General features: G+C 63.2%; 18 protein-coding genes. 9 read left to right on the plus strand and 9 right to left on the minus strand.

Going from position 1 to position 20,129, the window contains the following annotated elements; translation table 11 throughout:
* Positions 1–47 precede the first annotated feature (47 nt).
* The gene (locus M1K48_RS04660) at positions 48–194 is read left to right on the plus strand and encodes a hypothetical protein (RefSeq protein WP_249504694.1); all 147 of its coding nucleotides are present in this window, start codon (positions 48–50) and stop codon (positions 192–194) included.
* Between the two features lie 127 nt (positions 195–321).
* Here the strand turns inward: M1K48_RS04660 and M1K48_RS04665 are convergent, their stop codons facing one another.
* On the minus strand, positions 322–2,484 hold the full coding sequence (locus M1K48_RS04665) for a sensor domain-containing phosphodiesterase (RefSeq protein ID WP_249504695.1): 2,163 nt from the start codon (positions 2,482–2,484) through the stop codon (positions 322–324).
* Positions 2,485–4,114: 1,630 nt separating this feature from the next.
* Here M1K48_RS04665 and M1K48_RS04670 point away from each other — a divergent pair.
* Positions 4,115–4,837, plus strand: coding sequence for a Crp/Fnr family transcriptional regulator (locus tag M1K48_RS04670; RefSeq protein WP_249504696.1), 723 nt, complete (start codon positions 4,115–4,117; stop codon positions 4,835–4,837).
* 247 nt (positions 4,838–5,084) lie between these two features.
* Positions 5,085–5,294 carry a hypothetical protein gene (locus M1K48_RS04675; RefSeq protein WP_249504697.1) on the plus strand — a complete coding sequence of 70 codons (210 nt, stop codon included), beginning with the start codon at positions 5,085–5,087 and terminating at the stop codon, positions 5,292–5,294.
* Between the two features lie 152 nt (positions 5,295–5,446).
* On the opposite strand, the gene M1K48_RS04680 is transcribed toward M1K48_RS04675, so the two are convergent.
* Genes M1K48_RS04680 through rffA form a run of 3 tightly spaced genes read right to left on the minus strand, consistent with a single transcriptional unit; the run spans position 5,447 to position 8,399 of the window.
* Entirely contained in the window at positions 5,447–6,229 is a 783-nt protein-coding gene (locus tag M1K48_RS04680; protein WP_249504698.1) for a GNAT family N-acetyltransferase, read from the minus strand.
* Complete coding sequence (locus M1K48_RS04685; RefSeq protein WP_249504699.1) at positions 6,226–7,170, minus strand: glycosyltransferase family 2 protein; 945 nt, start codon at positions 7,168–7,170, stop codon at positions 6,226–6,228. Before M1K48_RS04685 ends, M1K48_RS04680 begins: the two co-directional genes overlap by 4 nt.
* Positions 7,164–8,399, minus strand: coding sequence for a dTDP-4-amino-4,6-dideoxygalactose transaminase (gene rffA, locus M1K48_RS04690; protein WP_249504700.1), 1,236 nt, complete (start codon positions 8,397–8,399; stop codon positions 7,164–7,166). Before rffA ends, M1K48_RS04685 begins: the two co-directional genes overlap by 7 nt.
* A 271-nt stretch (positions 8,400–8,670) precedes the next feature.
* Between rffA and M1K48_RS04695 the strand changes: the two genes are divergently transcribed.
* From M1K48_RS04695 to M1K48_RS04705, 3 genes are all read left to right on the plus strand, one after another.
* Positions 8,671–10,125, plus strand: a complete 1,455-nt coding sequence (locus tag M1K48_RS04695) for a hypothetical protein (RefSeq protein ID WP_249504701.1) — start codon at positions 8,671–8,673, stop codon at positions 10,123–10,125.
* A gap of 1,069 nt (positions 10,126–11,194) precedes the next feature.
* Positions 11,195–11,662, plus strand: coding sequence for a hypothetical protein (locus tag M1K48_RS04700; RefSeq protein ID WP_249504702.1), 468 nt, complete (start codon positions 11,195–11,197; stop codon positions 11,660–11,662).
* A 113-nt stretch (positions 11,663–11,775) separates the two neighbouring features.
* Entirely contained in the window at positions 11,776–13,224 is a 1,449-nt protein-coding gene (locus M1K48_RS04705; RefSeq protein ID WP_249504703.1) for an AMP nucleosidase, read from the plus strand.
* 65 nt (positions 13,225–13,289) lie between these two features.
* On the opposite strand, the gene M1K48_RS04710 is transcribed toward M1K48_RS04705, so the two are convergent.
* Positions 13,290–13,682 carry a hypothetical protein gene (locus M1K48_RS04710; protein WP_249504704.1) on the minus strand — a complete coding sequence of 131 codons (393 nt, stop codon included), beginning with the start codon at positions 13,680–13,682 and terminating at the stop codon, positions 13,290–13,292.
* Between the two features lie 191 nt (positions 13,683–13,873).
* Here M1K48_RS04710 and M1K48_RS04715 point away from each other — a divergent pair, with 191 nt between their 5' ends.
* The 3 genes from M1K48_RS04715 to trmFO are packed head-to-tail and all read left to right on the plus strand — an operon-like array spanning position 13,874 to position 17,865.
* Positions 13,874–15,145, plus strand: coding sequence for a nucleotide sugar dehydrogenase (locus M1K48_RS04715; protein ID WP_249504705.1), 1,272 nt, complete (start codon positions 13,874–13,876; stop codon positions 15,143–15,145).
* Positions 15,146–15,173: 28 nt separating this feature from the next.
* The gene (locus M1K48_RS04720) at positions 15,174–16,460 is read left to right on the plus strand and encodes a sugar transferase (RefSeq protein ID WP_249504706.1); all 1,287 of its coding nucleotides are present in this window, start codon (positions 15,174–15,176) and stop codon (positions 16,458–16,460) included.
* A 46-nt stretch (positions 16,461–16,506) separates the two neighbouring features.
* Entirely contained in the window at positions 16,507–17,865 is a 1,359-nt protein-coding gene (trmFO, locus tag M1K48_RS04725; RefSeq protein ID WP_249504707.1) for a methylenetetrahydrofolate--tRNA-(uracil(54)-C(5))-methyltransferase (FADH(2)-oxidizing) TrmFO, read from the plus strand.
* On the opposite strand, the gene M1K48_RS04730 is transcribed toward trmFO, so the two are convergent.
* The 4 genes from M1K48_RS04730 to recR all read right to left on the minus strand — a co-directional run bounded on the left by M1K48_RS04730 (position 17,862) and on the right by recR (position 20,081).
* Entirely contained in the window at positions 17,862–18,278 is a 417-nt protein-coding gene (locus tag M1K48_RS04730) for a BLUF domain-containing protein (RefSeq protein ID WP_249504708.1), read from the minus strand. The genes trmFO and M1K48_RS04730 overlap by 4 nt on opposite strands.
* A 94-nt stretch (positions 18,279–18,372) precedes the next feature.
* Entirely contained in the window at positions 18,373–18,714 is a 342-nt protein-coding gene (locus M1K48_RS04735) for an EF-hand domain-containing protein (RefSeq protein ID WP_319941202.1), read from the minus strand.
* A gap of 177 nt (positions 18,715–18,891) precedes the next feature.
* Complete coding sequence (locus M1K48_RS04740; protein ID WP_249504709.1) at positions 18,892–19,476, minus strand: hypothetical protein; 585 nt, start codon at positions 19,474–19,476, stop codon at positions 18,892–18,894.
* Positions 19,477–19,484: 8 nt separating this feature from the next.
* Positions 19,485–20,081, minus strand: a complete 597-nt coding sequence (gene recR / locus M1K48_RS04745) for a recombination mediator RecR (RefSeq protein WP_249504710.1) — start codon at positions 20,079–20,081, stop codon at positions 19,485–19,487.
* Between the last annotated feature and the right edge of the window lie 48 nt (positions 20,082–20,129).

The following is a 20,129-nucleotide window of genomic DNA, read 5'->3' on the forward strand; positions in this document are numbered from 1 at the left end:
TGCTAGGGCCTGCTTGTCGGCGCTGATGTGACATCGGAGAAAATGGAGTGACCAGAAAGAAAATCGTGGAAAACGACAGCGCTCGCGCGAAACGGCTGGCGGAGAACACCGAGGAGAAGATCGCATCGCGCCAAGAGGAGGCGGATCTTCTGGATGAGCGCGTGCGAGAGAACCTCAGACAGTACGGAGCGTAGGGGAAGAAATTGATCGGTCGAGCACCCTAGTCAGCAACCTTCCACGGCTGACCTGAGGCTTGCCGCTTCTGCGAGCGACGGAGGCTCGCTTTCTTCGCCGGAACGTCCCGCATCGCTTAGGAAGCGGTCATGCGCATAGGCGCCTGCCATTTCGTAGCTCGAACTCGCTGGGCGGGACTGCTCTACCGTACAAATAGCCCTGCCCTTCCAGGCAGCCAAGCTCCACAAGGCGCACCTCTTGTGCCTTGCTCTCGATACCTTCGGCAATGACATCCACGCCAAGTGCACGGCCGATGGCGAGTATTCCACCAGCCACAGCGATGCTCTGTGGATTGGTACAAATGTCGGCAACGAAAGAGCGATCGATCTTGAGACGTGTGAGTGGAAACCTCTGCAGGGTCGTAAGCGAAGCGAACCCGGTACCGAAATCATCGAAGGCGATTCCGACGCCCTGGTCCATCAGGCCGAAGAGCGGGGCGAGATCCTTGTCATTGTGACGCAGGGCTATCGTTTCCGTGATCTCCAGCTCCAGATCAGAAGGCTTAAGTCCATTGCGCTCGAGCGCTGCGTTGACCCGATCGGCAATCGATCCTGTGTGAACCTGTGCCGAGAACAGGTTCACACTTACTCGTGGAACGGCGATGCCAAGCTTGCGCCACGCGGCGATCTGACGGCAGGCCTCGTCGAGTACCCAATTGCCCACGTCGTAGGCCAGCACGTGAGTTTCAAGAACGGGCATGAACGTCGATGGAAGGATGATACCCCAGGTAGGGTGCCGCCAGCGAAGAAGCGCCTCTACCCCCGTCAGACGCCCATCTTCCAAGCTATATTGGGGTTGGTAGTAAAGCTCCCATTGCCGCTTGCCGCCGGCGTGTTTTAGTTCGTTCCGGAAGGCTTTCCGGGCGGCCAATTCGTCGCCCATCGACTTATCGAAAAGCCGGTACGTCCTTCCCCCCTCCTTTTTGGCTCTGAACATGGCTAGGTCGGCTCGGACCAACAATTCATCTGCGTTGTCGGCGTGATCCGGCGCAAACGCGATCCCAACGCTTGCGCCCACCTTCAGCTGGTATCCATCGATGGGAATCACTCTGCTGAATTCCGTGATGATCTCGGAAGCTACGTCTCTAGCCACAAACAGGTCGGGTTCGTCGCGGAAGAGTAGCGCGAACTCATCTCCCCCCAGCCTTGCGATGCGCCACTGCTCCGAGCCGATCATTCGAAGTCTCAACGCAAGCGTTTGCAGGAGAGCGTCACCGAACGCATGGCCAAGCGAGTCGTTGATGCCTTTGAAGCCATCTAGGTCAAGGGTCAGAACAAGGGCCTTGCCCGTCGAGCGAAGGTGAAAGTCCAGGCAGTCGCGAAACGCCTTAGCGTTCATCAAGCCTGTCAGTGGGTCGGTCTTCGCTAAGTCTTGGAGCTCGTCTTCCCGGGCCTTGCGAGCCGTAATGTCCTGGACGTACGCTCCAAAGCACATGTCGTAACCGTCGTGCCAGGCGGCGAGAGACAGTTCGATCGGGAATTCGTGCCCATCGGCATGTTGAGCAATGACTTCGACAGCCCGGCCCGCCAATGCAGAGCCTCCGTGTCGTGCGACTTTTTGGAAGCCCTGTCTGTGCGCCTCGCGGAAACGCTCTGGAATGATCAGCGAAAGCTGTTTGCCGATGATGACACGCTGTTCGTGACCGAACATGGCCGTTGCGGCCGCGTTCCATGAGGTAATCCTACCAGCGGAATTCGCAGTGAGGATTCCCAGCTGTGACGCTTCCGCGAAGCTGCCCATCACTTTGGCTGGCTTCTCCTCGGGGCGTCTTTGAATGCGCTGAGAGGCAAGCTTCGCAAGGGAAAGGAGCAGTTGTCGCTGCTTTGAACTGAATGAACGACGCGGTCGGCTATCGATAATACAATAGGCTCCAACCCTCTCGCCCTCCTTTGTGGTAATCGGAGCACCGGCGTAGAAGCGGATGCCGGGTACGCCGATTACCAAGGGATTGGCGGCAAAACGGGGATCCTGGGTTGCGTCCAGCACGACCATCACGCCATCCGACAGGATTGTATGTGCGCAAAAGGCAATTTCGACAGGAGTACTTTCCGCGTCGAACCCGACTATTCCTTTGAAGCACTGCGATCGCTCTCCGACGATCGAGACAGCGCAGATTGAAACACCGAAGTACGACTTTCCAAGCTCTACCAGTTCCTGAAAATCTGCTTCGATAAAGGCGCCAAGCAAATCGTGTTGGATTAGTACATCCGTGCGTGATGCGCTCCGAGTACGCATTTTGGACTGTGCCAAAGTTAGGTCCTTCTGAGCCTTGCCGGTTAGAAGGAGACGACTAAGTGTCTTGAGATGAGGCCGGGTTAAGAAATGTCCCAATTTGGAGGGCTGACTTTGAGCCCTCAGATTGCATTTTAGCCTCCCAACTAACGCCTCGCCGGGTGGCCTAGCGCTTCCGATCTCCCTTGAGGGCTATGCGCTTCACTGCGAAAATCCGAGACTGCATCCCCGCGCAAAGCGGACGCGAACGGCCATTACACGGCCGTGGCAATCCCAGGTCCAGTAAACCTCATTTGCCATACGCAGCGCCTGTCAGGCGTCCGATACATCGCTTGCTACGACAAGACGCGTCGGACAGCGCGGGCTTTGCTGCCCTTAGTTGTTTGCCGCGTCTTCAACCCGGGCGTGCTCCGCCTTGTCTATAGCTGCCAGCAGATCGCTAAAGTGAGGCGCGCTCTCAACCGGCCAAGCTCGCGAGAATGCCGGCCCTAATTTGTTGAGTTCGCTTCGTGTGACGAGAGCCACGGCGTATATTGCCTCGTCTTCTTCGTCTCGGGTCATAGCGCATCCTTTTGTGTCTAACGGTCGCTGCGACAATTGGTGCCGACGGGCACCGCTCATCTGGCATGCCAAACAGAGCGCTTTTGTCTTGTGGCAAGGTTTTCCATTCCGTGATCGACAAAAGACGGTTCGGTGGTCACGGCGAAACCCCTTCAAAGGTCGAAATATCGGTCCGGCTGACGGAATGTTATTGGAGAAAGCTACTTAAATTCGTTCTGTAAACCTATGTTGCAAATCGACTGATTTGAGATGGTTATCCTCGCTCGGCGACATGAGTCGCACAGTCAGGGGAATGAGCCATGTCTTCGACGAGGGATGATTGCGACTACTATCGACAACGGGCAGTCGCAGAATTTGCGCGTGCGTCCGAGGGCTCAGATCCTCGGGTCGTGGCCTGTCACCTTGAGCTCGCTCATCGTTACGAAGTGCTTGTGCGGGAAAGAGAGCCAAATCATCTCGCGATACCGATGCTGGCCGCTTAAATTGGCGGAGAGCAGTCAGCAGTATCGCACGAAAGAGCTCGAGGAACGTCGCCTCGCCGCTCTTGCCCAAGGAGAAAAGCAGATGATCCACAGGCTCAGCGCCGAGCTTTACGCTGAGCTTTACCGGCAAGTACTCGGACAGGAATTAAGTGACTTCCACGGGTCTTTCAGTCGGAAGGTCGATGGCTAGGCTCGTTCCAATCGCCTCAAGTAGTACTAGCGAGCAGGCAAGGGTTCCCGAATCTTCGCCACGATCATAGACTCCGTCCTGTGTGACCTCCGAAGCGACCGCGACGATGTCGACGGCATCTGCCGTTGCGATCAGCCTACGAGCGATCAAACCGTGGAGGAGGCTTTCCACCAACAGCAGGGCGGCCTGTCCATGAGGATCGGCTGATAGCGGGTACGAACCGTCCGTTTTGTCATTCAGCGTACTCGTCACTGATAATCTCCTCAGGCGCGAAAATTCGCGGCCGCCGGAGCTGTAAGATAAGCCGACGCATGATCGATATAGAGCCTTGTCTCCGATCCCCAATCACCCAAATCAACTTTCGACAATAACTTTACCGAATATGAAATCTGATCTTGGTGTGGGAATGTGGTCCATGCCTAATCAGTTTATCAAGAAACTCCGTGGATTCGGGAGGTTAGGCGAAGATGACGTCGGAGCGTTGGTGCGCGCCACCGCTCGGCCCCGCCGACTGCCCCAGAAGCATGACCTCATCCGCGAAGGGGACCGGCCGGGTCCAGTGTTCGTGATGCTCGAAGGCTGGGCCTACCGGTATAAAATACTCCCGAATGGCACGCGTCAGGTTCTCGCCTACCTTATGCCAGGCGACGCCTGCGATCTTCACATTGGTCTGCTCGGCGAGATGGACCACAGCATCCAGACGCTGACGGACGCCCTCGTCACAACAATTGGTCGGGACGAGATCGAAAAGATCTTCGACGACCACCCGCAGATCGCCAACGCGATGTACGTTTCGCAACTGGTCGACGAAGGCACCATGCGAGCATGGATCACGAGCATGGGCCGCCGCACCAGCGTCGAACGAGTCGCCCACCTCATGTGTGAGTTGTTCATCCGAGCCCGCAATATCGGTCTGGAGACGGATCCGGTATTCGACCTGCCGCTCTCACAGCTCCTTCTTGCGGATTCGCTGGGGATGACGGCGGTACACCTGAATCGAGTGCTGAAAGATCTCCGTCAAGAAAATGTGATGACCTTGAAACGCGGCTGCCTGTCGATCATCGATATCGGCAAGTTGACCCGCATCGCTGGGTTCGACGACAATTACCTGCATCGGCGGATTCGCACTGCTGCCTGAGACAGCGCGGACGCTATTCGGCGTTGCAATGTGATAGCCTGGACCTCGTTTAACCCGATCGAAGGCTGTTTCTTCAGCGATGGGACCCAAGCTCAGCCGCGTTCGCCTGCGCGGGTGGCGGTCGACTTCGTTTGAAGCTGCGCACCGCAGCGGTTTGGTATTGAGACCGCAGAATCCGACGGCGCGGTGCAGCCCCTGGAAGAGCAGATGGCGGACGACGCGCTTTTACGGCGCATCATCGCCGAGCATGAAGGGTTCAGCGTTCAATTTGAACCGCTTATCATCTCCTTGGCACACCGATGTCGATTTCGGACGGCGGATCGAGGTGGTTATCGACATCAGCAAAGGCCGATATGCAACCGCACTCTCCCGAACCGAGGCGACCGACGACGATGCCAGGCTCTTTGGACGCTTCCTCGCCAGCCAGGGCCTGCAATGCCAGTCGCCCGCTGACTGAGTCCGTCCGCTTCCAACCCATCGCGAACATCGATCTTGGTTCGGCGCGCTGGCTTTCAGGCGGACGGATGGACGACTTGCTCTTTTAGTGGCCGCCAAGACCAACGGCGAAAGCGCGGGACGCGCCCCGAAAGCGAACGTCCCTGCTCGCTTCTAGTCGGCCCAGCGGTGCAGGGTAAGAATGCTATGAAAGAGACGGAATCCGGCATCGGCCCAGATGCCTTGGACACGCATATTCCGCAATTGCGTGGATGTGATGACCCGATCGGCGCCCAGGATCGAGGCGTGGGTGACGTAGGCTTCGAGCAGCCGTCGATACGTCCCCCGCCCCTGCTGTGCAGGTTCGACCGCGTTGAGAATGATCTCGCTCGTTCCAGGCTCCGATCGGCCGCCAATGATGAAGCCCGTCAGGCGGCCGGCTTCGACGGCTCCGAGCGCCAGACGGCCTTCGCTGGGCTCGGACAACAGCCGCCCCGCCCAGTCGGCATAGGCGTCGGTCGCCGCCACGTCGGACAGGCGCGGGTCGGCATGGTAGCGCCCGAGATATTTGTCGAAGGCTACGCGCGCGATGCTGCTGCACGCTTCGGCGTCTTGCTGATCAAGGAAGCGAACCTCCGCCGCTTCGCCGTCCGCGCCGTTCGGCGATGCCGCCGGGCTTGGAAGCGAAAGGCGGTGATAGACCAGTGTGTCGACCAGGCGGAAGCCGAGTCCCTCCAACTCCTGGACCTGCGCGATCTCGCCGGCATCGATGCGCGCACTGAGCACCTGCACGCCGGAACGATCGGCCGACGCCACCGCGTTCCGCCACTGCGTTCGCCCGCGCCCAGTTTCCAGAATTCCGAACGTCACTCCGAAGCGGCGGCTCTCGAGTTCGCTCGGGCGCCAGCCATCGCCTTCCGGTGCGCGACCCTCGCCACCATCCTCAGTTTCGCTCAAAGGCGCTCCGTCGACATCAGGTTGGCCGTCGTTTCCATCACCCGGATCCGGGGGCGATCCTGCACTTCGGTGAAGATGCGACCGATGTAGAAACCGTGCACCCCGAGCGCCGACAGGATCAGCCCGCCGACGAACCAGATCGACAGCATCAGGCTGGTCCAGCCGGCGACCTTGATCACCCCTGACGCCCACGCGACGAAGACGATCAGCGCGATACCCGCTGACAGGCCGGACAGGGCTAGGCCCGCCAGAACGCTGAATTTCAGCGGCCGGTCGGAGAAGCGGATGATCAAAGCGACGGCCAAGCGCAGCAGCTGGCTGAGTCCGTAGGACGAGCGTCCTTCCGCCCGCGGCGCGCGCGGGACTACCAGAGATCGCCGCTCCAGCCCCGTCATCACCGTCATTGCCGGCAGGAAGACTTCCTTGTCGCGGAACGCCAGCAGATTGGTGACCATGCGCTCGCTGTAGAGGCCGAAGTTGCCGGCGTTCACTCCGACCTTCAGGCCCGTTATGGCGCGGAGAAGGGCGGCGAACAGGCGTGAGGCGGTGCGGCGCCACCAGCTGTCGCGCCACTCGCCCCGGTCGACAATGACGGCATCGCAGCCACCTTCGCGCGCCACATCGACCATCCGCAACAACATCGCGGGATCGTCCTGCAGGTCGCAATCGATGACCGCCACCCAGTCGCCCCGGGCGTGCGCCAATCCGGCCCAGATGGCGAGGTGCTGGCCGTGATTGCGCATCAGTCGCACCCCGCGCACCCGCTCGTCAGCGGCCGCCAGGGCCTCGATCACCGGCCACGGCTCGCCCGGCCCGCGATCGTCCACGAACAGCACCTCCCAGCGCAGTTCGTGCCCGTCGAGTGTCTCACGCACCCGCCGAACGATCTCCGGGAGGCAGCTGGTGCAATTGTAGACCGGAGAAACGACGCTGATCAGCATGCCGCGCCGGATCGGTCCAGCCTTGTCACGACCCGCAGGCAGGTGTCGAGGACCCGCTCGATCTCGTCTTCCAGGTCGAAGAACATCGGCAGCCGGACCAGCCGCTCGGCAGTCCTGTCGGTGTGCTCCATCGCACCGGCACTGCGCCCGAAGCGCTGGCCGCCCGGGGAAGAATGGAGCGGGACATAGTGGAACGGCGTCCCGATCCCTTCCTCACGCATCGCCGCGATAAAGGCACTCCGCTGGGCTGCGCTCCGCAGCAGGAGGTAGAACATGTGCCCGTTGCCGCGCACCGCCGGGCTCCAGCGCGGAAGGCCGATCCCGTGGCGCGCCGGGAGTATCGCGAGGCCTTCGAGATACCGGTCGAACAACCGCCGGCGCCGCCGGGTGATCTCGCCGACCTGTTCCAGCTGGCCGTGCAGGAAGGCGGCGATCAGCTCGCCTGGAAGATAGGAGGAGCCAAGGTCGACCCAGGTGTATTTGTCGACCAGGCCGTCGATGAACTGGCTACGATTGGTGCCCTTTTCGCGGATGATCCGGGCGCGGTCGACGAGGTCGGAAGTATTGAGGGTCAGCGCGCCGCCCTCGCCGCTGAGGATGTTCTTGGTCTCGTGGAAGCTGAACGCGCCCATGTCGCCGAGGCTGCCGGCCGGCCGGCCCTTGTAGGTCGAACCGAGCGCCTGCGCGGCATCCTCCACCAGCAGCAAGTCGCGCGGGCTGGCGATATCGGCGAGGGCATCCATGTCCGCCGGGAAACCGGCATAATGGACGGCGAAGATCGCCCGCGTTCGCGGGGTGACCGCCTCCGCGACCCTGGCGGGATTGAGGTTGAGCGTGGCGGGATCAATGTCCACGAACACCGGGGTCGCGCCGCGAAGCACCACCGCATTGGCGGTCGACACGAACGTGAAGGATGGGAGGATGACCTCGTCGCCGGGCTTGAGGTCGCACAGGATGGCAGCCATTTCGAGTGCCGCCGTCCCGCTGTGCGTCAGGAGCGCGGAGGCGGAGCCGGCCAGCCGAGCGATGATGGCGTTGCACTCGGCGGTGAAGTGGCCGTCCCCCGACAGCTGCCCGCGCTCGATCGCCTCCACGATGTTGTTGAGTTCGCGGCCGACGAGCGACGGGCGGTTGAAGGGTATGGACGCATTGCGTGGCGCCGCCACCGCATGCTGTTCCTCTACAGACAGGCGGTTCAACTGCACTCGCACGCTAGAATTCTGCGGCATTCCTCTCCTCCCCGAATGGGCAGGGCTATAGGAGCTGGTCAGTTAAAACAATGATGACAGTGCAAGCCCTTGCGCGGGTGCGAGGGACTTTGGATAAAGGTTTGACACCTGGGGGAGTGGAAGCGTGGCCATGGTAAGAGCAGCCAGTGGATCTGGCGGCGTAAACGACTCCGCCAGGCAGTCCGCATCAGATACCGAACGGAGGGTCGGCTTCACCCAAATTCACGTCGCCGCCCTTGCCGTGCTGGTCACAAGCTGGTTCGCCGCAAGTATGCAGCTGACGGTCGAGCCCGACGAGGCGTGGATCCTCCTCAGCACGGCCGAGACCTGGGGGGTCCGAGTACCCCAGACCATCGCGACCGGCGTTCCGACCATCACCACCGGCGGGCTGCACCTGATCACTCACGGTTTTCTGGCGCTGTTCACCCTCGACATTCTCGCGCATCGCGCGATCACGATCGCTGCCGGCACCGCCATGCTGTTCCTCGGCTTTCGGATCTTCCGAGCGGCGGAACATGATCACGGCCTGGCGCTGGCCGGAACGGTGCTGATGGCCGCAACGCCGGGCATCCTGCTCCAGGCCAGTCTTGCCCTGGGCGAAGTCATGGCGTTCACGCTGCTGCTGGCGTCAGCCGCGCATTGGACCTGGCATGGCCGCAACTCGGCCTCGGCGGCACTGGTCACCGGCCTGCTGTTGGGCCTTGCCTGCGCCACCCGGATCAATCTCCTGGTGTCGCTCGGCGCGTTTCTGCTGTTCGTTCTGGTCTTTCACTGGGGCGACTGGGCCAAGCTGCGCCATGCCGCTGTGGCCTTGGTGGTCGCCCTCCTTGCGAATGGAGCCATAACCGCGCTCCACTACTGGTCCGGCGGCGGCGGCCTGGGCGAGCGCGAGACGACGCTCCTCAGCGTCGCAACCGGCGCACGCACCGTACGCGACCTGCCGTACCTGCTCGAATCGTTTGAAGTCGCCAACCAGCTCTTTCCGTTCCTCCTTGTGGCAGGCATCGCCCTGGCCTGGCTGTTCCGCCGCACCGTCCCCAGAAAGGACGAGGGCGCCCGCGCCAGCGATCTTGCCGGGCTGCTGATCACCATCGGAGGGGCGATGTTGCTTGCGTGGGTGGTGCAGGCGCCGATCCCCCACCTGCGCTACCTATGGCCCGCGACAGCGTGCCTGTGGACCGGCGGCATCCTCGTCCTGCTCGACTGGTTCAATAGCCCTCACAAGCGCCAAACCCGGGCAATGCTGCACCTTTTGGTGGTGGTCGCTTTCTTCGGTTCCTTCGCAAGCAACGTCAGGGCCCTGCTGGTCGGTGACAGCGTGATCCTGGCCTATCAGTTCATGGGCTTGAGCCCCCGTTACGCTGCTCCAGGCCAGCCCCAGGGGTTCGACTCCATGCTCCAGAAGAAGCAGGCGCAATTGGTCGCCGATCTGCCTCCGATCGCGCGCATCGAAGCGTTGGCCCCCGAAACCGCCATGCCGACTGTCCTGTTGAGTGGAAGGTCCGTCTACCCCCTCGACCGGGCGCCAAGGTCTGGAGGCGAGCGCGTCTTGATCACGACCCCGGCGGACTACCGCATCTGGAACCCGGGCCCGCGCTTCAGTGATTGGCGGGCGCGTCATACGCGCGAGGTGTTTGCCATAGGCGGCCATGCGCTTCTGCACGTCGAACCTTCGGCTCCGCCGGCACCCCACGATCGTCGATCACTCGGCAGCCACACTTTGTAGCCATCCCCTGGCAACGCCTTGCGGAATGTCAGGACCTCGCCCCCGACTGCTCGCCGGTGATAAGGCGGCGCGGGTTCAGATGCGCCTTCGAGGTTGCTGGCCAAATCTATGATGTCGGACCAGCCGAGAGCGAACTGCTGTCAGACTTCGGCGCAATCGGAGTCGGGTGTCCCATACTCATCCGCCATCGTTCACTTCCGACTGCAATGCTGCAATGCCTCCCTAATGTCCGCAATGGGCAGACGTTCGGTCTTGATGCCTACAGTGATTGAACGAGGGACATCCGGTTCCGCTTTGGCCCGTCCTTTACCCTCTTTCCGAGGAGACTGGAGCCACCGGAGGCGGAGGCGGCGTAGCTATGCAGAACGGATCGCCACAATATGACGTGGACTTGTCTGTTCCGGGTTTTTCATAAAGACATATACGCTGATCGATCTGCCTCTGAATACAGCAGCGCTGTTAGAGGAGAGCCTCAGTTGCTGCAAAAGCTGCCGCCCGATCGCATTTTCTCTGAGCCTAGCTGGAAGCACCTCATAGATGCGGCAGTCCTGCAGCGCTCCGTCTGCCCGCGGCATGCAGTCCGCCCGGAATGTCGCCTCGTGAGGTAGCTGTGACCAAGACACAGTACCAAGACTGGTTGCTGCAGGCACCTGCTGCCAATTAGCCTGTGCGACCTCTCCGGAGACTATGGCCGCTCCGATAACTTCGAACGTCGCGGTCGTTGTAGGTTGAACTGCGGTGATCGCCGCGCCGAGCATGGATAAGAACATCAGCGTCGCCTACACCCTATATTCTTCCATGCAGACCTGCCCGCGCCGACAACCTAGTTCAGCCACCTTGCGAAACTCGACCATGTGCTCAGAGGAAACCTCTCCAGACCCACTGACTACGACGGAAACCGGTGGTCGTGGCGCCTGCGCCTGCACGGCCAAGAGGGCAGCAACGATAATCATGGGCGAACTCCTCGATAGCGGAGGTTACGATCATCACCTTGAATGGCAATCAGGTGGAAGCAGTGGATGTTGGCAATGTGTCGTAGGCAGACCTTCATCCTCGATGTCCGGAAGTCATGGAAAGCCGGCGCTCGCTGTGCCATTCCCAAATGATGATACCGAAGTGGCTTTCCGCGACCTTCACCGCCCTCGTCGCCGCGATCGGCTCGCCTTCGCACGCCGCCCAGCCGACCTACGCCGAGGGGCAGGTGTGGGAATATCGGACACGAGCGCAGGACACTGGTTCGCTGCTGAAGATACAACGGATCAGCAACCTGGGGCCTGAGGTCGTCTACCATGTGAGCGTCATTGGCCTGGGTATGCGTCGACGCGATATCCCGGGTGTCTTGCAGCACGCACCGGTCTCTCGCTCGAGCCTTGATGAGAGCGTGACAAAGCTGTCTTCGCGCAGCTTTCCGGCGACCGACTTCGAGGAAGGCGTGGCGGAGTGGCAGCGTGCCGGGGGAGGTGTGTTCACCATTCCTATCGCGAAGATCATTGACCTCCTTGAGGAGCAAACGAACAGCGTGACTGCCGAGCTCTGATCCCCGGCAGCCTCCCTTTCCTCTCGGCTAATGCCGGCGTCCCTGCCTGCTGCTTAACACCCCAAGTCCAGCCGTCCAGCTTGCTCCGCGGCGCCAATCCGCTACACGGCGCCATGCCTGATATCGAGACGATCCTCGACGAGCTCGAGACCATCTTCGACCGCTCCGTTCTCAACCTTCGCCGTGCGCTCGCCGACTATGTCCGCGACGGGATCAAGCCCGAGCCGCAGGCGCGGGCCGACGGCTGCTTCGCCTATCCCGAGTTGCGGATCGACTATGATCCCGACAGCCCGCCGCCGCTTCCGGCGCGTGCCTTCGCCCGGCTGAACCAGCCCGGCATCTACGCCGCCAGCATTGCCCGCCCCAAGCTTTTCCGCGACTATCTGCGCACCCAGCTGAAGCATCTCGCCGCCGACTATGACGTCAGGATCAGCGTCGGCCGCTCGGCCAGCGAAATCCCCTACCCCTACGTCCTCGACGCCGGCGACGACCTGAAGCTGGGCGGCATCCAGTCGGCTGAGCTCGGGCGCTGGTTCCCGACCACCGAGCTGGTCCACATCGGCGACGAGATCGCCGACGGCGACTGGGACATGAGCCGCCATTCCGCACGCCCGCTCGCCCTGTTCGACGGCCCGCGTACCGACTTCAGCCTGGCCCGGTTGCGCCACTATACCGGCACCCCGACCGAGCATTTCCAGCGCTTCGTCCTGTTCACCAATTACGTCCGCTATGTCGATGAATTCGTTCGCTTTGCCGCCGACGCACTGCGCCAGGAAGGAAGCCGGTACCAGGCGTTGAGCGTGCCCGGCGGACGCTACGAGCGGGGCATGCTGGAGAATGCCGAGGCCGAGATCGCCTCGGGTTCGTGGCGGCGTTACCAGATGCCGGCCTATCACCTGATCGGTCCCAACGGCGATGACGGCATCACCCTCGTCAATATCGGCGTCGGCCCGTCCAACGCCAAGACGATCTGCGACCACATCGCCGTCCTGCGGCCCGAAGTGTGGCTGATGATCGGGCATTGCGGCGGTCTCCGCCCGAGCCAGACGATCGGCGACTATGTCCTCGCCCACGCCTATCTGCGCGACGACCATGTGCTCGACGGCATCCTCCCTGTCGAGATTCCTATCCCCGCCATCGCTGAGGTCCAGACCGCGTTGTTCAATGCCGCGGCCAAGGTGACCGGGGAGGATGAGGACAGCCTCAAGAAGCGGCTTCGGACCGGCACCGTGGTCACCACCGACGACCGCAATTGGGAGCTTCGCTACACCGCCAGTGCGCTCCGCTTCAACCAGAGCCGGGCGGTGGCGATCGACATGGAGAGCGCCACCGTCGCGGCCCAGGGCTATCGCTTCCGTGTGCCCTACGGGACCCTGCTGTGCGTGTCGGACAAGCCGCTCCACGGCGAGCTCAAGCTGCCCGGTCAGGCCAATGCCTTTTACGAGCGGGCGATCAGCCAGCACCTGCGGATCGGGATCGAGACCCTCGCCCTCCTTCGCGAGGAAGGCGACGCCTTGCACAGCCGCAAGCTGCGCAGCTTCGACGAGCCGCCCTTCCGCTAGGCCCAGGAAAAAGGGGCCCGGCATCGGCTGCCAGGCCCCTTTTGATTACCGAAGCTGAGCGGGATTTAGCCGCGCTCGCCGGCCTGCTGCTGCTGCGGGGCAGGCGGCTGGTTGGTCGCATTGGCGAGCCAGCGGCTGGTCGCGCCACAGCTCGACGTCGCGGTTACCGGCTGACCGGCCTGGAACGGCTGGTTGTACGGGAAGCACTCCTGGGCACCGCCGGTGCTGAGGCACAACTGGCCGGCATTGGCGGTCCAGCTGGCAGGCACGACATTGCCGCTCGGAGTCGAGATACGGGCAGTGCCGCCGGGCTCGAACGTCACATTGTTCACGACCCCGTTGGTTTCCACCTGAACAGACTGACCAACGATTTCAGAGCCGGGTACGTACTGCGCGGCGGCACCGCTGGCGAACAGCGAGGCGGCGGCAACCCCTGCGATCAAAGACATTCTGGTCATCGCGACACTCCCCACCTGTTGAACGAACGTTGATATCCGTTACCCGAAGGCAAACGGCTTCTAGCCGCTAAACTCCTCACTTCCGATTGAAGTTGCAAGCGTTCTTTATTCCTTCGTTTTGCGCAGTCGTCCTTGTCGTTCCCCGGATGGTACGTATGGACAGCGCCAGTGCTGCGCGGTGGGAGTAGGGAATGTCGGATCAGCATATCGTCGTGATCGGACTTGGGTACGTCGGCTTGCCACTGGCCGTCGCCCTTGCCGGTCACCTGCGCGTCACCGGCTTCGACATCGATTCCAGCCGGATCGCAGAGCTGCGACGCCACGAGGACCGCACCCGCGAGGTGGAGCCTGCGCGGCTTGAGGCTTCGAGTCTAGCCCTGACCGACGATCCGGGACAGGCGCGCGGCGCTGACGTCTACATCGTCACCGTCCCTACCCCGGTCGACGAATCCAACCAGCCCGACCTACGTCCGCTGCTGTCGGCGACCCGCAGCGTCGCGGCGATGATCGATCCCGCCCGCCCCGCCATCATCGTCTACGAAAGCACCGTCTATCCGGGCGTGACCGAAGACATTTGCGGCCCCGAACTGGAGCGGGTGTCCGGGCTGAAGCGCGGCACTCACTTCCGCCTCGGCTACAGTCCCGAGCGGATCAATCCCGGCGACCGCGAGCATACCGTCGACCGCATCGTCAAGGTCGTCGCGGGCGAGGATGCGGAGACGACCGCCCTCCTCGGCGTCATGTACGGCAAGATGAACGGCGGACGCATCTTTCCGGCGGCGTCGATCAAGGCGGCCGAGGCGGCTAAGGTGATCGAGAATGCGCAGCGCGACATCAACATCGCCTTCATCAACGAGATCACCCAGATCTTCTCCAAGCTCGGCCTCAGCACCTGGGACGTGCTCGAAGCGGCCCGGACCAAGTGGAACTTCCTGCCCTTCGAACCCGGGCTGGTCGGCGGCCACTGCATCGGCGTCGACCCCTACTATCTCGCCCACCGCGCCCGCGAGCTGGGTCACGAACCCCGGATCATCCTCGCCGGCCGGGAAACCAACGATGGCATGGGAGCATGGGTCGCCGATCGACTTCACGAGCGCCTCGGAAACCGGGCCGGGCGGGTGCTGGTGCTTGGCCTGACCTTCAAGGAGAATGTGCCCGATCTCCGCAACAGCCGTGTGATAGACGTGGTCAATCGCCTGCGCTGGCTGGGTCACGAAGTGCTGGTGGCCGATCCCCTCGCCGACCCTGCCGAAGCCTTTCACGAATATGGCCTCGAATTGGCCGATCCTGACAGGCTGTACGACAAGGTTGATCTGGTGCTCGGCGCCGTGGCCCATGCCGATTATCGCGGCTGGAGCGAGGACAGGGTCACCGCCCTGCTCAAGGACGGCGGACAGGTCGCCGACCTGAAGCGCCTATGGCCCTGGGTTGAAGAGTCGACACGGGGCGGATGGACGCTTTAAGGTTCGCCTCTTCGTTGGGTTGTAGCTGATGGTGGCGTTAACACCCGTATCGCATGTGCGGCGCGACAGCTGGCTTGGCCGTCGGCGGGTCCAGTTGATTGGCGCCGTCCTGCTCGCCGCGTTCCTGCCGCTTGCCATTCGCCTTCTCATCCGGCCCGATACTTTGTGGATATCGAGCGTCAACGCGTTCTGGGCCAATCTGGTCGCGGTCTGCCTTGCGCTGTGGCTGCGGCTCAGCGTCGAGCCCTATCCCGGCATCCGCTCGAGCCTGGTCATCTTGCCGACCTGCGCCGCAGCGCATGCGGCGGTGCTGGCATTCTTCTTCTTCACCCGCCTGCCCTACGACCGGGTCGCCTTCATCGCCGGGTTCGGTCTTCATGTCGCCTGGTTTTATGTCGTCTATTTCATGGTGCAGCGGCGAACCATCTTGCAGATCGGAGTGGTTCCGATCGGCGACTGGCAGAAGCTCGTGGCACTGGAGGGCGTCGGCTGGATCACGCTCGACGAGCCGCGGATCGACCTCGCTTCGCGCTGCGACGCGATCGTGGCTGACTTCTCCGCCGACCTGTCGCCCAAGTGGGAGTCTTTTCTCGCCGATGCGGCGCTGGCAGGCCTGATCGTCTACCAGGTCAAGCCGCTCGCCGAATCGCTCACCGGCCGGGTCGAGATCGACCATCTGTCGGAAAACAGCTTCGGATCGCTGGTTCCGGCAAAGGGCTATTTCCATCTCAAGACCGTGATCGACTTAGTCGCGGTGCTGATCGCCCTGCCCGTGCTGCTGCCGATCATGCTGATCGCCGCGCTCGCGATCGTGGTCGACGATGGTGGCCCCGTCTTCTTCCGCCAGCGCCGGATCGGTCATCGCGGCACGCCGTTCCATGTCTTCAAGTTTCGGACGATGAGGGTCGAGATCAAGGGCAGCGGTAACGATGCGCGCCAGGCGGCGATGACCGGCGCCCTGGACCCGCGCATCACCCGGGTCGGGGGCTTTCTGCGCAAGAGCCGGATCGACGAGCTGCCGCAGGTGTTCAATATCCTGGCGGCGCAGATGAGCTGGATCGGCCCGCGTCCCGAAGCCGAAGTCCTCAGCCACTGGTACGTCGGGGAGATCCCCTTCTACCGCTACCGCCACGTGGTGAAGCCGGGCATTTCGGGCTGGGCCCAGACCAACCAGGGCCATGTCGCCGAGGTCGAGGACATCCACCGCAAGCTCCAGTACGACTTCTACTACATCAAATATTTCTCTCCGTTCCTCGACCTCTTGATCCTGTTCAAGACGCTCAAGACGATGGCGACGGGCTTCGGCGCCCGCTGACCCCGGCCGCCTTCGCAAGGGGCGCCATCGCCGCTAAGGGCATGGCATGACGCAGGATATCCACATCATTGGCGGCGGGCTGGCCGGCTCGGAAGCGGCGTGGCAGCTGGCCGAGGCCGGGTTGAAGGTCCGCCTTAGCGAAATGCGCGGCGGCGGCGATATGACGCCGGCGCACGAAAGCGATCGTCTCGCCGAGATGGTCTGCTCCAACAGCTTCCGTTCGGACGACGCGGAGAACAATGCGGTCGGACTCCTGCATCAGGAGATGCGACGGCTTGGCAGCCTGGTCATGGCCCAGGCCGACGCGACCAAGGTCCCGGCCGGATCGGCGCTCGCCGTCGATCGCGACGGCTTCGCCGCACGGGTGACCGAGAAGCTCGAAGGGCATCCCAATATCACGATCGTCCGCGAGCGGATCGATGCCCTGCCCGATCACCCCTGCATCATCGCCACCGGCCCGCTGACCGGTTCTGCGCTGGCCGAAGCGATCGCCGCAGAGACCGGCCGCGACGCGCTGGCCTTTTTCGACGCGATCGCGCCGATCGTGCACGGCGACAGCATCGACATGTCGGTGGCGTGGAAGGCCGCCCGCTGGAACAAGGGCGGCGACGACTACATCAACTGCCCGCTCACGAAGGAGCAATATCACGCCTTCGTCGAAGCGCTGAATGCCGGCGAGAAGACCGAGTTCAAGGAGTGGGAAAAGGACACGCCCTACTTCGAAGGCTGCATGCCGATCGAGGTGATGGCCGAGCGCGGGCCCGAGACGCTGCGCTTCGGGCCGCTCAAGGGCGTCGGTCTCGACGATCCCAGGACCGGGCGCTGGCCCTACGCCTGCGTCCAGCTGCGCCAGGACAATGCGAGCGGCACCTTGTGGAACATCGTCGGCTTCCAGACCAAGCTCAAGCATGGCGCGCAGGTCGAGATCTTCCGCACCATTCCAGGCCTCGAGAATGCCGAATTCGCGCGGCTCGGCGGCATCCACCGCAATAGCTTCATCCGCAGTCCCGACTTGCTCGACCGGCAATTGCGCCTGAAAAGCCGGCCGAACGTCCGCTTCGCCGGGCAGATCACCGGGTGCGAAGGCTATGTCGAAAGCGCGGCGATCGGCCTGATCGCGGCGCGGTTCGCCCTGGCCGAAGCACGCGGCGAGGACTTGGCGCCACCGCCCAATCTGACGGCGCTTGGCGCGCTGCTGGGTCACATCACGGTGGACGCCAATGTCGCGACCTTCCAGCCGATGAACGTCAATTTCGGGTTGATGCCGCCGCTTCCGGAACGCTTCCGCAAGGCCGATCGCAAGAAGGCCTACACCGACCGGGCACGGGCGGCCTTCGCCGAATGGCTCGGTGAACCCGCTCCCGCCGCTCCCCAGCCCGCTGAGGCAGACCGGATCGACGCCTAGAGTTCGACGTCTTCGCTGATCTTCTCGACCATCCCGAGAATGCGCTCGCGAACATGTTCGGGAAGCTTCGCCGGAAGTTGCGGCACGATATCTTCGTGGGCGAGGAGATAGCTGGAGCGGACCCGCATCAGCTTCATCGACCAGCCGCCGAAGACGCGCTCGTCGGCTATCCGCTCGTCACGAACCTCGATCGCGCTGTGACGCGGATCGCATCGCAGCCGCCCGACCAAGTCGTCGACGGCCTCGGGCGGGCCTTCGATCCACTGCAGGAAGTGCACGCCATTAAAGAGCAAAAGTCCACTGATCCCATCGATGCCGTTCAGTGACTGAGCGTCGTCGTGGATCGCACGCAACTGCTCGTCAGTGAGGTCCAGCGCGGCAAGGCTGGTGTAGGTTAAGCTCTTGAACTGCATGGCGACCTTCCGGACCGGAAGGCCCGCCACGATATAGGTTTCGGCTATGCCGTTGCCAAGTTGCGGGCCCTGCGATGACCCGTGGCCGGACAGCTCAACAAGTGCAGACCGCCTTGCGCTTGGGTGCCTTGGGCGCGGTCGCCGCGAACTCGGCCGCCGTCAGCCAGCCGGAACGATCGCGATCGGCGGAAGCGAACTTGGTCACGGTCTTCACCGCCCATTCGTCGAAGCTCAAGGCGCCATTCCCGTCGGCATCGAGCTTGGCGAACGCCTTGCGACGCGGTTCGAACAGCTCAGCCGAGGTGATCCGGCCGTCGTCGTCACGATCGGCGCGGGCGAAGCGCTTCTCCTCGCGGCTCTTTGGGCTGGCCAGCAGCGGCGAGCGGACATCCCTCGACGGGGTGGCGAAGGCAACCAACGGCGCAGAGCGTGCCACCGGCGGCGGAGCTGGGGTGGTCGAGGCGCGTCAGCAGATTTGCTCGTGTAGAGAAGAACGCCGCCCGAAGTGAGAAGCAGGGCAGCGACAACGCCGGCAACAAGACGGGTCATGAGCGACCTCCTCCTGGCAAACAGCGATCCGGCGCCCGTCTTGTCCCCGTTTCCGGGTTAGTCGTCAACGCCCGGTCAGGCGGTGGCGGATCAGGGTCCAGCTGCGACCCGGGGTGGCCTCGGGCTCGGGCGGCCAGAAGCGCTCCGCATCCCGCCTTCCCAGCGCATCGAGCAGCGTCACCGGGCGGACCGGTCGAGGCGCGGCCGGCACCAGCGTCTTGCGCAGCCATTCGCTGTCACCCGAGCGCCGGGCAAGGTCGGCCCGGGAAAAGGCCTCGCCTCCGGGAACGGCTTCGCGTCCGAGCAATTGGCCGAGCAGCGCGAATAGCGACGCCCCGCGAGGCTGCGGGTCGGGCTGCTCCTCGACGACCGCGGCCCAGCTCTCAGCCAGGGCGGCGCAATCGGCCCCGCTGACCCCCGCCACCATCAAGTCCGATACGACGCGCAGCAGCAGCGGCTCGGGGGTCGGCGGCTGGGTGTCGAGCGCCGCCAGCTGGTCGCGCCACCAGGCGAGCTTGATCGCCCCCAGCGCCGGCTGCGCCGCGCCCAGCGCGACGTCGGCAAGCCGGTCGTCCAGCGCCATCGCCGTGTCAAACGCCGACCGGCGCGATTCCGGCCAGTGCAGGCGGACAAGATCGCGGTCGCGCATGGTCGCCGTCAGGCAACCGGACGGCGGGCGCGCAGGGCCTGGGCCAGCGTCCCCTCGTCGAGATAGTCAAGCTCACCGCCCACTGGCAGCCCGTGCGCGAGTTGAGTCAGCCGGACCGGGAATTTCTCCAGCCGCTCGGCCAGATAATGCGCAGTGGTCTGCCCCTCGAGAGTGGCGTTCATCGCCAGCACCACCTCGTCGATGCCACCCGCGGAGACCCGCCGCAGCAATTGTTCGATCCCGAGGTCCTCGGGCCGCACTCCCTCCAGCGCCGACAACCGCCCGCCAAGCACGTGGTAGCGACCGGGGAACAGTCGCGAGCGGTCGAGCGCCCACAGGTCGGACACTTCCTCCACCACGCACAGGCTCTTGTTGTCGCGGCGCGGGTCGGCGCAGATGGTGCAGGGATCGTGGGTATCGACGTTGCCGCAGGTCGAGCAGGTGACCAGCCGCTCCGACACGGTCTGCAGCGCGGCGAGCAAAGGTTGCAACGCCCCCTCGCGCCGTTTCATCAGGTGAAGCACCGCCCGCCTGGCCGAACGGGGGCCGAGCCCCGGCAGGCGGGCGAGCGCATTGGCGAGTGCTTCGATTTCCTGGGAGGCCATCCTGGTTGCAGATAGGAAAAGCGGGAGCTTTCCGCCATAGGCCCGTGT

It is taken from the genome of Sphingomonas glaciei, from assembly GCF_023380025.1.
GTDB lineage: Bacteria > Pseudomonadota > Alphaproteobacteria > Sphingomonadales > Sphingomonadaceae > Sphingomicrobium > Sphingomicrobium glaciei.